15 protein-coding genes are annotated in these 13,816 nt (G+C 41.8%); 2 read left to right on the top strand and 13 right to left on the bottom strand.

Features of this window, described 5'->3' with window-relative positions; translation table 11 throughout:
• Positions 1-49: 49 nt before the first annotated feature.
• The 7 genes from L5L91_RS17375 to L5L91_RS17345 all read right to left on the bottom strand — a co-directional run bounded on the left by L5L91_RS17375 (position 50) and on the right by L5L91_RS17345 (position 5,053).
• Positions 50-439 carry a HEPN domain-containing protein gene (locus L5L91_RS17375; RefSeq protein WP_263237258.1) on the bottom strand — a complete coding sequence of 130 codons (390 nt, stop codon included), beginning with the start codon at positions 437-439 and terminating at the stop codon, positions 50-52.
• Positions 423-1,244, bottom strand: coding sequence for a tetratricopeptide repeat protein (locus L5L91_RS17370; protein WP_263237257.1), 822 nt, complete (start codon positions 1,242-1,244; stop codon positions 423-425). Before L5L91_RS17370 ends, L5L91_RS17375 begins: the two co-directional genes overlap by 17 nt.
• Positions 1,245-1,576: 332 nt before the next feature.
• Entirely contained in the window at positions 1,577-2,107 is a 531-nt protein-coding gene (locus tag L5L91_RS17365) for a GNAT family N-acetyltransferase (protein WP_263237256.1), read from the bottom strand.
• Complete coding sequence (locus L5L91_RS17360) at positions 2,104-2,373, bottom strand: DUF1778 domain-containing protein (RefSeq protein ID WP_011847802.1); 270 nt, start codon at positions 2,371-2,373, stop codon at positions 2,104-2,106. Before L5L91_RS17360 ends, L5L91_RS17365 begins: the two co-directional genes overlap by 4 nt.
• Positions 2,374-2,559: 186 nt before the next feature.
• The gene (locus L5L91_RS17355; protein WP_263237255.1) at positions 2,560-3,189 is read right to left on the bottom strand and encodes a hypothetical protein; all 630 of its coding nucleotides are present in this window, start codon (positions 3,187-3,189) and stop codon (positions 2,560-2,562) included.
• Positions 3,190-3,696: 507 nt separating this feature from the next.
• Positions 3,697-4,389 (bottom strand): hypothetical protein, encoded by a 693-nt coding sequence (locus L5L91_RS17350; protein WP_263237254.1) that lies wholly within the window; start codon positions 4,387-4,389, stop codon positions 3,697-3,699.
• Positions 4,390-4,567: 178 nt separating this feature from the next.
• A complete protein-coding gene (locus L5L91_RS17345; protein ID WP_263237253.1) occupies positions 4,568-5,053 on the bottom strand; it encodes a hypothetical protein in 486 nt (161 codons plus the stop codon).
• A gap of 956 nt (positions 5,054-6,009) precedes the next feature.
• On the opposite strand from L5L91_RS17345, the gene L5L91_RS17340 reads away from it, so the two are divergent.
• Positions 6,010-6,474, top strand: coding sequence for a chemotaxis protein CheX (locus tag L5L91_RS17340; protein ID WP_105251417.1), 465 nt, complete (start codon positions 6,010-6,012; stop codon positions 6,472-6,474).
• 424 nt (positions 6,475-6,898) lie between these two features.
• Here L5L91_RS17340 and alr read toward each other — a convergent pair whose 3' ends face one another.
• Entirely contained in the window at positions 6,899-7,975 is a 1,077-nt protein-coding gene (alr, locus tag L5L91_RS17335) for an alanine racemase (protein ID WP_263142828.1), read from the bottom strand.
• Positions 7,976-8,077: 102 nt separating this feature from the next.
• Positions 8,078-9,484: a replicative DNA helicase gene (dnaB, locus tag L5L91_RS17330; protein ID WP_105251415.1), complete on the bottom strand. Its 1,407-nt coding sequence runs from the start codon at positions 9,482-9,484 to the stop codon at positions 8,078-8,080.
• 125 nt (positions 9,485-9,609) lie between these two features.
• On the opposite strand from dnaB, the gene L5L91_RS17325 reads away from it, so the two are divergent.
• Entirely contained in the window at positions 9,610-11,808 is a 2,199-nt protein-coding gene (locus tag L5L91_RS17325) for a S46 family peptidase (RefSeq protein WP_263164669.1), read from the top strand.
• A gap of 542 nt (positions 11,809-12,350) precedes the next feature.
• On the opposite strand, the gene rplI is transcribed toward L5L91_RS17325, so the two are convergent.
• From rplI to rpsF, 4 genes are read right to left on the bottom strand one after another with little or no spacing between them, the layout of a single operon-like run.
• Positions 12,351-12,803 (bottom strand): 50S ribosomal protein L9, encoded by a 453-nt coding sequence (gene rplI / locus L5L91_RS17320; RefSeq protein ID WP_113939970.1) that lies wholly within the window; start codon positions 12,801-12,803, stop codon positions 12,351-12,353.
• Between the two features lie 36 nt (positions 12,804-12,839).
• Complete coding sequence (gene rpsR, locus L5L91_RS17315) at positions 12,840-13,067, bottom strand: 30S ribosomal protein S18 (protein ID WP_006083042.1); 228 nt, start codon at positions 13,065-13,067, stop codon at positions 12,840-12,842.
• A 12-nt stretch (positions 13,068-13,079) separates the two neighbouring features.
• Positions 13,080-13,385, bottom strand: a complete 306-nt coding sequence (priB, locus tag L5L91_RS17310; RefSeq protein WP_105251411.1) for a primosomal replication protein N — start codon at positions 13,383-13,385, stop codon at positions 13,080-13,082.
• An 8-nt stretch (positions 13,386-13,393) separates the two neighbouring features.
• Entirely contained in the window at positions 13,394-13,789 is a 396-nt protein-coding gene (rpsF, locus tag L5L91_RS17305; RefSeq protein WP_105251410.1) for a 30S ribosomal protein S6, read from the bottom strand.
• Between the last annotated feature and the right edge of the window lie 27 nt (positions 13,790-13,816).

Here is a 13,816-nt window from a genome sequence, read left to right as displayed (position 1 = left end):
GATATAAAACTAAGGCACCAATAGTTGCCTTAGTTTGGCCTAGCCAAATCTATGCGGCGGCGGCTAATTCATCACACATTGCCATTACACGACTAGCTCGGCTAATAGCATCCTCTGCGCTGGATTTAGCAATATGATTACGATCTATTTCATAATCAGCTTTACAACGTTGGTCTTTTGATATTTTTAAGAAGTATGCCAACTTTTTAAGTTTTTTTGCGCAGTGTGGTTCAGACTTTCCTGCATTTTCCAGATATTTAATAAGCTTGAAGTGAACCCCACCACCATTATCAAATGGGACTTCATTTTTCAAAATAGCTAATACTGCATGATACATAGAGTAGTAAGAGCGACTTACACAATTACGGTAGCCAATCTCAGTGCCAGTTACCATTGCCTCTTTTGCCGACTGCAAAAAGCACTCACGACTGACTGCCATTCACAACCTCCTCTGTTTTTACAATGACGTCACTACCATCCAAAGCTACTCGATTTTTATCCAGCCTTACGAATTGAACAACAGCAGGTATACAGTCCAACTCCATGTCAATAAGGGTATCAATCAAAGAAACGTTGATATCAAAAACTTGGTCTGATGTATAACTCTCACAGTCAATAACATAGCTAACTGAAAGATGACTGCTTTCTTCCAGATGCGTAATACGATTACCGAGGAGTATGCAACCATGCTCCTCTGCAGTTTGTAAAGCAGCTTGACCAATGAGCGCTAATTGCTCTTTTTTGATAACATTGCTACAGAAATTCTTCATTAAATCCACTTCCTTTGAAGCCTCTATAATGACTTCCACAGGTTCGAATTTATTCATTCTATGGAGCTGATCATATACATCTTCAGCGCCATCTAGATCTAGTGCTATAACATACAACAAGTATAGACTTTTTAAAAACTCTGGGATGTTACAGACTTTATTTAAATCACGAGCAAAATCAGTAGCTTGATTCAATAAACCAAGTTTGCGTAATAAAAAATAATAGTTACGCTTAGTTTCAACACTAGCCATGCTACTGGCCAATGCATTTTTATAATTTGCGAGCGCTTGCTCTTTATCACCCTGTAAAAAATAAGCTAACCCTGCCAACTCAAATTTCACATGATGTTGCTCAAGCTTATTAACCTCTTGTAAGAATCTTCTAAACTCTAAATCATCAAATCTTAAATTATTTTGAATGCGAAAAGACAGGTCATCAAAATAACCGTTTGATTTTGGTACTGGTTGAGTCAAAAGAACTCCTAGTCGTTGTTGTTTTCGTCTCAGGAACAAGCTGAAATTTATCCGAGCGATGAATTATTACCCAGATATATGTTTTGTGCAATTCTGCATCAAGTGAAACTATAAAAAACTTTATTTTATTACTTCGTTCTTCAACTGCTCAAACTGCCGATCGATAGAAGACGGCAACGTGTCGGCCTCTTGGACTGCAGCAACTAGCTCTTAAGATAAACTCTGTAGCCAAGGTGCACCGGCTAAGTTGTTGTTAGCTTACTGGCAACTTTCACGCAGATTATGTAAGTGCTGTTCCTCATACCGAAGGACAAGGAGACGGCATGAAGCATCTAAGTTAACAACTGACCGACTGTTTTCATTGGAATAAACATTCTGACACGACCGTTGATTTCACAAAGCACCTCGAAACCATACTTGGCGTAGAATGATTCAGCTTGGCCAGTTAAACAATCGACAACAATGGCATAAGCTCGCATGTGAGCGTTAATTTCCCAAAGATATTCTAGCGCTTTGATTAAACTAGCTTTACCTAGCCCACTGCCATGAAACTCTTTATGGACGGCAAGTTGAGCAAGCAGAAAGACCGGAATGGGATAGCGTGGTAACTTTTTTCCCATGGCTTGCGGTAAGGTATCACGGCAAATTGAACTTGGGGCGATAGTATAAAATGAGCAAATTGGATATTTTTGATTGGGCAATGGCGTACAAGCAGGTAAAACCATAGTGCGGCTAATACCTGCTTGCATGTGTTTCGCTGCTTGAGTTTGGATAAAATCGTTTAACTCTGCTTCGCCACAGTCAAATGATGCTCTATCGTGTTGTGATTTATCCAATTCTTTAAAAGTCTTGGAGTAACTCACTTAAAGTCACCACGTTTAGTAAATGCTGCCGCTTCACGCAATGCCTTGTTCGGGGCCTTAGCCTCATCACAAGCCATTATGAATTGGTCGAATACATCAGCTTTAACCGTAATGCTTTCATGCTCAGCAATCACCTGAGTTGAATCTTCGTCCATTAAGCGAACAACGTATTCAGTTAAGCTTTTTAACCCGAGCAAAGCCGATGCTTTCTCAGCCTTAGCTTTGATCTCTTCATCCAATCGGATATCAAGTCTTGCAGTAGCCATAAAGCCTCCTATCGTACGGAGTTAATCCGTAATGGATTGGAGTATAAAGTTTAAACAACCACAGCGCAACTTGTACGGACACAGTACGGATTCAATTTTTAGATTTGTGGGGGCTAATGCTCGCCTAAACGGCGAGCAACTTCTTGCGAGTCACACGGTCACAAACAGCGATGTGTAAGGCGCTTTTTAGCGCTGTTGTGTCTTCTGTGTCTTAGTCAGCTTTTTAGGTTGCTTTTCGACAACTCGGCATGCAGCATTAACATCTCTCCCCCCTTTTAACGTGAGCCAAGCGATAAAGAACATATAGAAAACTGCGCATATTAAATTAAATAAAAGTTCACCATTAGCACCAGCCATTAATACCGCTATAAGGATTAAAATAGAAACTACTCCACACAAAGAAGATAGCATAAATAAAATATCATTAGACCATCTTATCGTTTTTAACCAATAGTTTTTTCGATAGTTTATTTTATTATCTTCAAACTTTAAATATGAGAAGCCCCAAATATAGTCTTTAATCGCTGTTGAAGGAGACTCAAAACTAAGTAAGTATTTAATTTCTTTGTATGTAAATGAGCGTTTATAAAGCTGAGCGAAATATTTTTCAAGCTTATACTTTGCTGCTGCACTATTTTCCTCGTTTATACTAGAGGAAAACCCTTCAATATTTTTTATTTCTATTGTGTGGGATATTGTAGATATTTCTTTAAGTAGTTTAAGCAGGTAAGGCGTAGCAATGATTACGGATAAAACTATTAACCAATGATTTTCCTGTTCAAATAATAACTTTAAAAATTCGATTGATTCCTTCATTTATACTCCGTGACAATGTGTTCAGCCTAATATTCTATTAATACGTATGCGCGCTTACCTCATTAGACCAGTAAAAACGCGCACAACTAATTAGTTGTAAAAAATAAATTTATCAGTATTTTATCAAATATACCATCACAAAAATGTGCCAACACGAATCCCAAATCTACTATATCAAGCAAAATTAAAACAAGTAATTGATTGTAAAGACATATACTGGAACTGACGCTAGCCCTGTAAACTCGATAAAACTATTTTGGTTTTTTCCGTGAAAGGTCAAATAATACTATATAAATAACAGCATCTAGTGTTTGTCATCATGAATTTTAAAGCCGTTTCTACTACTTTTTGAGAAAAATGCGTTCATGTAGTTACAGTTTAAGAACCGAAAAATGCTACCTGCACAGGACCAAATAAAATAGTTTTATATGTATTGTGTTGAAGGCAGCTACAAAATAACTAGCCCTAATACTTCAAGGAACTAAGCTGATGTGAGTAAATTTACCATCATATTTCTACTATAAAAATTTGAGAATTTACCTTTTTTATAGCTATAGATAAGAACTCCTCTACAACATCAACAAGTTCCTTAATTAATGTGTTATCAGTCACGTGGAAATCCCATGATTTATAGTTAATTTCAATCCCTGAAAAGGTAACCTCAAGTGCTTTAGCATTTTTAGCTAGTGCTTCTGGAGTATTACCTCTGACTCGTGAGTTTTGATGAACAATTTGATTTCTCAATTGTTGAAATTCACATATGCGGTCATAAAGCCTTTTTTCTTTCTTAAGGTCAATGTCACAAATTAAATTAATGTATTTAATTGATTTACCAATCAAGTTATTGTCATTCAGGTCTTGTAGAAGTAATTTACTATTAGTAAAGTTTCTTATCTCGTCACTCAAATGAGAAAGAGAACTCTCTAGGAGAGTGTAAACTAGGACGATTGAAGAATGGTGAAAGTAACTTTTTAGCTTCGAAATCTCTTTCTCAAATAGATCAACTAAAACTGCTTCATCATTTGGTCGACTATCAAGGTCTGCGATCATTTGCTCTTCTAAAGTAACACCCTTCTCTGAGATTGCTTCACTAATATCTACAATATAACTTCGTAAATATTGCAGTTCATACTCTGTTCGCTCTTTAAAGTTCAACAGATTAATATTTTTTTCTACGGATAAATTTTTTTTAGTGAACATACATTAACTTATGAAATAAAAACGTTGATTTGTGCGCATAAGTATTCAAGTCTATTACCTAAATCCACACTTAGCTATCTAACTGACATTACAACTATTTATCAAAAACGACAAGGACAAAGTTGTCACGTCGTACAGTGACTATCAATCAGATAAAACTATGAATTAGACCTACCATTTATTTTAACTCGTCTTTAAGCTGCTCTATTTGCCTATCGATAGATGACACCAACGTGTCGGCTTCTTGGGCTGCTGCGACTTGTTCCTGAGCTAAGCTTTGTTGCCAGGTTGCACCGGCTAAGTTGTTATTCGCATACCGCCGACTTTCACGCAGATTACGTAAGCGCTGGTCACGCGCCGCAATCACCCGCTTACGATCACCCTCAAGCCGAGTGATCTCTCGGGTAATACGTTGTTTCTCGATATAGGTACTGATTTCTTTTTTCTTATCAGAAGTCGCGTTTGAACCCACGCTTGATTGAGAAATGCTGTCATTGCTTTTGATAAAGCTACCAACGCCACTTAAATCAACTGGCTGACTGTTTTCATCACAGGGATCGGCTTGATACTTTCCATCAGCACATTTATAGACTTCAGCATTAGCCGAAAAAGTAGGACCGATCGTTAATATCAGCGTGAGTATTATTAAAGATTTTCTATCCATAGATCACCTCAATGTTGATAAACAGTAGATTACGCTTTCAGGTATCCAAAACCAATCCAAAAAAAGCGAGGTATCCAATAGGCATCCACGCAAATATTTTATTAATATTTATCAATCAACTAGATTAAAATCCGCTCTATCCAACATGGGCGCAATGGAAAAGGTTCTATCGATTGGAATAGTTGATATAACAGGGTTTTTACTCATTTTAGACTGAATCATCACGCTCACATTTTAAGCTGTTTTTACACATTTGTGCATTTGTCTAATTGCCGGGCATCCTGTGAGGTATCCCAAATTATAAGATTGAGCGCTCAAGATGGTGTTCCCAGTAATTGACCTGAAAACACGTACTGAACAACACACTACAAATGCGTCGTTAGGGTGAAGCAAAAAGTGAGACAGTTTACAGCGAACATCGTACTTTTACAAAGTCAGCTAAGACACTCAAGGCCAAGACGCCTTTTTGATAGCACTCCACAATGCCGAAAATAGCCATATAAAATGGGATTACGTAAGACGCGATGGGATAGAGAGTTGAGTAGCAACGCCTTCTCACAAGTTCAAGTGCAAATAAAAGTCGAGTTACTCCATAAAAAGGCTAAAAAACTTTGCAGCATCGGCACTCATGAGCCACTATGAATGGGGCTAATGCAGCCCATTTTTGTATGTATGAGACGTAAAACAACGCCATTTGACGATAAGCGTCTTCCAAGCAAACTTATGAACCATCATACAAAACGATCTAAACAATAAAGGAAACGGTTATATGGAGCTTTAGCTGCCTATAACTCAGATAAATGATAAGAATATCTTTAAATTAGCCTCACATTTATAGCGGTCTCATCTAAGCTGATAGAGTGTGATCAAGATTGCTGTCGATAAGCAACTTTTCTAATAGCCTTAAGCAATGCCATTACTCCATGGTTTAGGCTCAAAAGAGGACAAACTTAGGCATGAACGTTAATTTTATTAATCCTTTCCTCCAATCTTTGCTCAATGTCATATCTACGATGGCGAGCATGGATTTGACGCCGGGCAAACCCCAAATCAAAGTAGATAACTTAGCTAAGGGTGATGTATCCGGCCTAATAGGTCTTGTTGGACCCCAAACAAAAGGATCACTGTCGATTACCTTCGAACAAAAGCTTGTTTTGCAGATAATGCAGAATATGCTGGGCGAAAACCCGGGTAAAATTAACGAGGAAGTGACTGACTTAGTAGGCGAAATTACGAATATGGTGACTGGTGGCGCAAAAAATCTTTTGGGTCAAAAAGGCTATGAATTTGAAATGGCCACTCCTATGGTCGTATCAGGAAAAGGCCATACTATTTCCCATAAAGCTAATGGCACTAAGATTATCATGCCATTTACAAGCCCGCATGGTACTGCTTATATTGAAATATGTTTTGAAAACTAATAGCTTAAATACATCAAGCCAGTCAGCTCAAAATACATTAACTATCCTGTCGCTCTGGATCTTATGTTTCATTCGCTTTTTTAAAGCCAGATAACAAAGATCAGAACAGCTGGTTTACCGTAACCTGAATTGAGATATTTTTATCGTCTATTTTGCCGCCTAACACCAGTTCAGCACAGCTTCATCCTCAGGTCCAAAACATATTGCGTCGCCAACGGTGAACTGCAAACCACTATTTCGCTTATCTCAGCCCTACAGGTTCGACACTTCTCTCGCTAACAAATAACTATAATTCATAGTGTTATTTGCAGTAACCATTCGTGTAGAGGCAATTATTCATCCTGACACTTTACATAAAAGAAAACGGTGTTTAATCACCGTTTTCTTGCTAAAAAGTGTCCCCAAATACTTCCATTTGTCAGGGTTAAGCTAAGCAAACCGCAACCCTTGGGGTGAGCTTAGTGACTAATTCATAAGCGATAGTACCGATATGTTCAGCGACTTCTTCAACGGGTAATGCTTTACCCCACAACAAAGCACTGTCGCCAACCTTATCTTGCGCATCTTGGCCTAAGTCGACAGTCAACATGTCCATAGAGACGCGGCCTACTATGGGTACGCGACGACCATTGACCCACACGGGTGTGCCTTCCGGTGCATTGCGAGGATAACCATCACCATAGCCAATCGCCACGACACCTAAACGGGTATCTTGCTTCGCGGTCCAGAAACAACCATAGCCCACTGGCTGATTGGCTTTATGATCCCGTACCGCAATCAACTGTGATACCAATTCCATCGCAGGAACTAGCCCGTGATTCGCACCGCAATCACCAGTAACAGGAGATACACCATAGAGTGCGATACCAGGACGGATCCAATCGCCTTGGCTCTGAGGCCAATACAAAGCACCAGCAGAGTTTGCTAAGGTTCTAAATCCGGGCAAGCCTGCCGTTAACGTATTAAAAGCCGCCATCTGTACTGAGGTATAGGTGTTTTCAGGCTCGTCCGCACAGGCAAAATGTGTCATCAAATGGATCGGTTTTGCCACATTGGGACAGGCCATTAACCTTGCGTAAACCGTTGAAAATTGTTCGGGCGTAAAACCTAAACGATGCATGCCTGAATCCACTTTAAGCCAGACAGTGACAGGTTTTGACAACACAGTTTGCTCTAACATTTCAAGCTGAGAGCTGTGGTGCACTACAGTGTCAATATCATGCCCGACGAGTAACGGGAGATCGGTGGCACGGAAAAAACCTTCTAGTAACAATAAACGCGCTGTCACGCCGCCCGCTCGTAATTCTAAGGCCTCATCCAATCGTGCTAGGCCAAAGCCATCGGCATTGACTAAACAATTAGCGACATTCAATAATCCATGACCATAACCGTTCGCTTTAACGACGGCCATCACACGACTCGCTGGTGCCTGTTGACGCAACGCAGCGAGATTGGTTTGCAGTGCACTACTGCTAATTTCTGCACGGGGAAAAGGGTTCAAAATTTACCTTGTTTACTCAGGAAATAAAAAGTCACGGATATAAAAAATACATCAATACAGCTCATCTTCTGCAAACGCAAACTGACTGTTTTTAAACGTCAATTAATCTTCTTCAAACTGCGGCCCAGCATAATTATCGAAACGCGAAAATTGCCCTTGGAAAGTGAGCCGCACCCGACCAATGGGGCCGTTACGTTGCTTACCAATGATGATTTCTGCCGTGCCTTTATCTTGAGAATCGTTGTTATACACTTCATCGCGATAAATAAACATGATGAGATCCGCATCTTGCTCGATAGCACCCGATTCACGTAAATCCGAGTTAACAGGACGTTTATCGGCCCTTTGTTCAAGCGAGCGGTTAAGCTGCGACAGGGCAATAATCGGGATTTCCAACTCTTTGGCTAATGCTTTCAGCGAGCGTGAAATTTCAGAAATTTCTAAGGTACGGTTATCTTTTAAGGCGGGCACCTGCATTAACTGCAAGTAATCTATCATGATCATAGATAAACCACCGTACTCACGGGCGATACGACGCGCGCGGCTACGGACTTCGGTCGGCGTTAACCCCGAACCGTCATCGATATACATTTTACCTTGTTCGAGCATGATCCCCATGGTCGATGAAACCCGCGCCCAATCTTCATCATCGAGCTGACCAGTACGGATTTTGGTTTGATCAACACGACCCAAGGAGGCCAGCATACGCATCATAATCTGTTCGGACGGCATCTCGAGACTGAAAATAAGTACGGGTTTATCTTCATTCATTGCGGCCTGTTCGCACAAGTTCATCGCGAAGGTGGTTTTACCCATAGAAGGACGCGCCGCAACGATAATCAAGTCACCGGACTGGAAGCCTGCGGTCATTTTATCGAGATCGTTAAAACCGCTCGATACTCCAGTCACACCGTTATGGGGGTTGTTATAAAGCTGCTCAATCTTATCGACTGTTTTTTCCAGAATGGTTTTAATGCCTTCGGGACCTTCGTTAGCATTAGTTCGCATCTCGGCGATCTTAAAGACTTTACTCTCAGCCAGGTCGAGTAATTCACCCGAGTCACGACCTTCTGGGTTATAGCCCGCATCTGCAATCTCATGTGCGACGCGGATCATGTCACGCACTACGGCGCGTTCACGGACGATTTCGGCGTAGGATAAAATATTACCCGCACTTGGGGTATTTTTCGCAATCTCACCTAAATAGGCAAAACCACCGGCATCTTCTAATTGATTTTCAACTTCGAGCTGTTCAGAAACCGTGATCAAATCGATCGGTTGCCCTAAATCAACCAATCTGTGCATGGCAGAGAAGATCATCTTATGTGAGCGAGAGTAAAAATCCTCTTTTACTACAGCCTCAGCGACCCTGTCCCACGCTTCGGCATCTAACATCAAGCCGCCTAATACCGATTGTTCAGCCTCAATTGAATGCGGTGGCAGCTTGAGTCCATCAAGCTGCAAATCTCTTGGCTTACTTTTAGGCTTAAAAGCACCTTGTTGTGACATTAACGCTCCCGATTTCCAACAACTTAACAAAATATGATATAAAACCCGCGTCAAGCAAACAGGATGTTTACACTCGCCTGTTATTTCATTCCAACGGACACTCTAACAATCAATAAGGAAAGAACATGCGTATTGCATTGGTTGCGGCCTTAGTACTGACATCCGGCATAGCAACTGCCGACGAAGGACAATGGCAACCTTATCAAATGCCTTCAATTGCAGACAAACTCAGTGAACGCGGAATCGATATTCCGGCAGAAAAACTGGCCGATCTGACAAGTTATCCAATGAACGCTGTGGTTGGGCTGGGCTATTGTACCGCCAGTTTTGTCTCCCCCCAAGGGCTAGTTGTGACAAACCACCATTGTGCCTACAAGGCGATACAATATAACACTAAGCAAGAGCATAACTACCTAGAACAAGGCTTTTTAGCAACATCGATGGACAAGGAACCCTCTGCCGGTCCCAACGAACGTTTATACATCACAGAAGCAGTGACCAATGTCACCGCGCAAATCAATAAAGACCTCAGCCAAGACCCGCTAAGTCGTTACGAAGATATCCAAAATCACAGTAAAGCGCTCATCAAAAGCTGTGAAGCCGATGCTAACTATCGTTGTAATGTGCGCAGTTTCCATAACGGCTTAGAATACTACTTAATCAAGCAATTGATGATCCGCGATGTGCGCTTAGTCTACGCACCACCTGAAAGTGTTGGGAGCTATGGTGGCGATATTGATAACTATGAATATCCACGCCATTCGGGTGATTTTGCCTTCCTACGAGCTTACGTCGGAAAAGATGGCAAACCTGCTGCTTATAGCGACGATAACATTCCTTACCAACCAAAGAGCTACCTTAAGGTCAATGCCGATGGCGTAAAAGCCGGTGATGGCGTGTTTGTGGCGGGTTACCCAGGCACGACTAGCCGTTACAACCTGACCAGTGAACTTAAATTTGCCAGTGATTGGTTGTACCCAACTCAAGCTAAGCGTTATCAATTACAGATTGATACTATCGAGGCTATGGGACAAAAAGATGCCGATATCGCCATTAAGTACGCAGGTAATATGGCCTCAATGGCCAACCGGATGAAGAAACTCAACGGCCTACTAGCGGGTTTTAAAGCAACGGATATCATTGGCATTAAGCAAAGCCGTGAAGATAATTTTTTAGCTTGGCTTAAACAAAACCCTAAGCTAAATCAAAATCTCATTGCTGAGTTAGAAGTGTTACTCGCCGAGCAACAACAAGCATTCCAAAGTAATTACTACTTTACCAATGCCCAATCTAGCACATTGTTAACCGCAGCAAACAGCCTCTACCGTCTTGCTAAAGAAAAACAAAAGCCCGATGCCGAGCGTGAGCAAGGCTACCAAGAACGTGATATTGCTATGCTAAGCTCACGTCTTAAACGTATCGATTCAAGTTTTGATGTCACTGTTGATAAGACTTTGTGGCTACAGGATTTAAATGCTTACCTTAGCCAATCAAATCGCGTAGCTGCACTCGATGAAATGCTAAGTGCGAACACTAAAGATGCCGATCTCGCAGCTAAACTCGATGGTTTGTACTCACTCACTACGCTCACAGACCAAGCTAAGCGCCTCGCGTGGATGAATGCCGATGCTAGCGCTTTCGAAACCAGTGCCGATCCCTTTATTCGTTTAGCCGTAGCACTTTATGACACGAATATGGCACAGGAAAAGTCAGAAAAAATCTTAGACGGCAAGCTGTCTAGTGCTCGCCCTGATTATATGGCGGCCGTGATCGAATACTACAAAGCAAACAACTGGCCAGTCTATCCTGACGCCAACGGTACGCTACGGATCAGCTATGGCATGGTTGATGGTTATCAATCACGTGATGCGCTCTATAAACAGCCGTTTACTCGTCTTGATGGCATAGTCGCAAAACACACAGGCGTTGAGCCCTATAATGCGCCGAAAAAACTCCTCGATGCAATTCACGAGCAACGTTTTGGTGAGCACTTGGTCAAATCCGTGTATCAAGATCCCCGTGGCTGGATTTGCCGTCTGTTCTCTTGCTTAGATAAACCAGAAGAATTTAACTCAGTACCGGTTAATTTCTTATCCAGCGTGGACACCACAGGTGGTAACTCCGGCTCACCAGTCTTCAACGGAAAAGGTGAGTTAGTGGGCCTTAACTTCGACTCAACCTATGAAGCTATCACTAAAGATTGGTTCTTCAACCCAACCATCACTCGCGCGGTGCACGTGGATATTCGCTATATCCTGTGGATGATGGATGAAGTCGACCATGCCGATAACTTAATCCAAGAATTGGATTTAGTGAGAAATTAATACTCTGAGCCAAACACGGATTCAACCCATCTAGTCAAAAGCCGTTCACTGTCATGACAGTGAGCGGCTTTTATTTGGGCTAGTATTTTAAACGCGGATACGCTTTGAGACTGAATGAGTAGACATATCACTTACCGCATTATACCAATCGTATTAAATATCTGTTCATTCAGCGGGAGTTCAACGCGCTTTAGACAAAGCGAAGGCTTGAAGGCATAGTGGTGCTCTGTCGAAAGCCTTAAACGCAGTATAAAGCGCGTTGCCATGCCGTTAACATCAGCCGCCCTCGGGAGCAACACAGGCATCCCACTCCCGTGTTGCATTGACTTAAAAGGGAATAACCATTTCTGCGTCAATGCGCCTTGGATTGAGATGCCTGTGAGGCTCTGAACTGATTAAATATTTAATGTGATTGGTATTCATCCATCGCAAACCAATATCAAACCATATTGACCACAGCTAAATACTGAATTTCAGCCATAAAAAAACACCGCCAAAGCGGTGTTTCTCTTAATACAAGCTAAGATTAAAGCAAGGAGTAATTAAGCTTCTGCAACGATAGAAACTTTAACAACAGCTTTAACTTCAGTGTGTAACTGAACTTCAACTTCGAAGTCGCCAGTAGTACGCAGAGCGCCTAATGGTAAACGAACTTCTGATTTAGCCAGCTCAACACCAGCAGCAGTCACTGCATCAGCGATGTCACGGTTGCCAACTGAACCAAACAGTTTGCCTTCATCACCCGCTTTAGAAGCAATAACAACAGCTTCCAGTGCAGTGATTTTCTCAGCACGTAGGTTAGCAGCAGCTAATTCAGCAGCTAATTTAGCTTCTAATTCAGCGCGACGAGCTTCAAATACTTTAACGTTGCTTTCGTTAGCAACAACAGCTTTACCTTGTGGCAAAAGGTAGTTACGAGCGTAACCAGCTTTAACAGTAACTTGGTCACCCAAGTTGCCTAGGTTAGCGATTTTATCAAGCAGAATAACGTTCATTATCAAATCCTCTATATTCGATTAGGAATACTGCAATTACTGATGTAAATCAGTGTATGGCAGTAGAGAAAGATAACGAGCACGCTTGATAGCGCGAGCTAGTTGGCGCTGATATTTAGCACTAGTACCAGTGATACGGCTAGGAACAATCTTGCCGCTTTCAGTGATGTAGTTCTTTAAAGTAACGATATCTTTGTAATCAATTTCTGCAACACCTTCAGCGGTGAAACGGCAGAACTTGCGACGACGGAAATAACGTGCCATGTTGACAGTCTCCTAAGTTTTCAATTCGACATTTTCGGCATGGATGACTAAGCGGTTCTGACCATTACGCCCCTGTTGAAGCGTCATAAAGCCTTGCACTTGTACTTCCACACCTGCTTTCAGATCTTCTGCGACGCTTTCAAAGCGTGGGCCACTCAATATCACTTGAATTTGTACGTAGACGTTGCGGAGCATTTCGGCTTCATAACGCTGCGATTTGTGTTCCAACATAATCACACTGTGTGCAATACCTGCTGGGCTTTTAAAGCGTCTTGAACGAGTTATCGTTCCTGACAACACCAAGTTATTGGTGGTCACAGATTACCTTACTCAGCGATTTCTTCAGCGTGAGCTTCATCATATGAGCGTTCGCCAGCTGGGCCACGACGTGAATCGCGCTCATCTCTAGCTCTAGCCATTGGAGATGCTTCAGTAACGGCAACTTTAGTACGCATTACCATGTTACGCAGAACTGCGTCGTTGAAACGGAAAGCTGTTTCTAGCTCTTCGATCGTCTCTGCTTTAGCTTCAACGTTCATCAGAACGTAGTGAGCTTTATGCAGGTCAAGGATTGGGTAAGCCAGTTGACGACGGCCCCAATCTTCTAAACGGTGGATTGTGCCGTTAGCTTCGGTGATAACACCTGTGTAACGCTCAATCATACCTGGTACTTGTTCACTTTGATCTGGGTGAACCATAAATACGATTTCGTAATGACGCATTTATTGCTCCTTACGGTTATGTAGCCT

It is taken from the genome of Shewanella sp. SM55 (assembly GCF_025654025.1).
Lineage (GTDB): Bacteria > Pseudomonadota > Gammaproteobacteria > Enterobacterales > Shewanellaceae > Shewanella > Shewanella oncorhynchi.
Note: the sequence above shows the minus strand (reverse complement) of the source record. Positions and strands in the feature narration are given on the sequence as shown.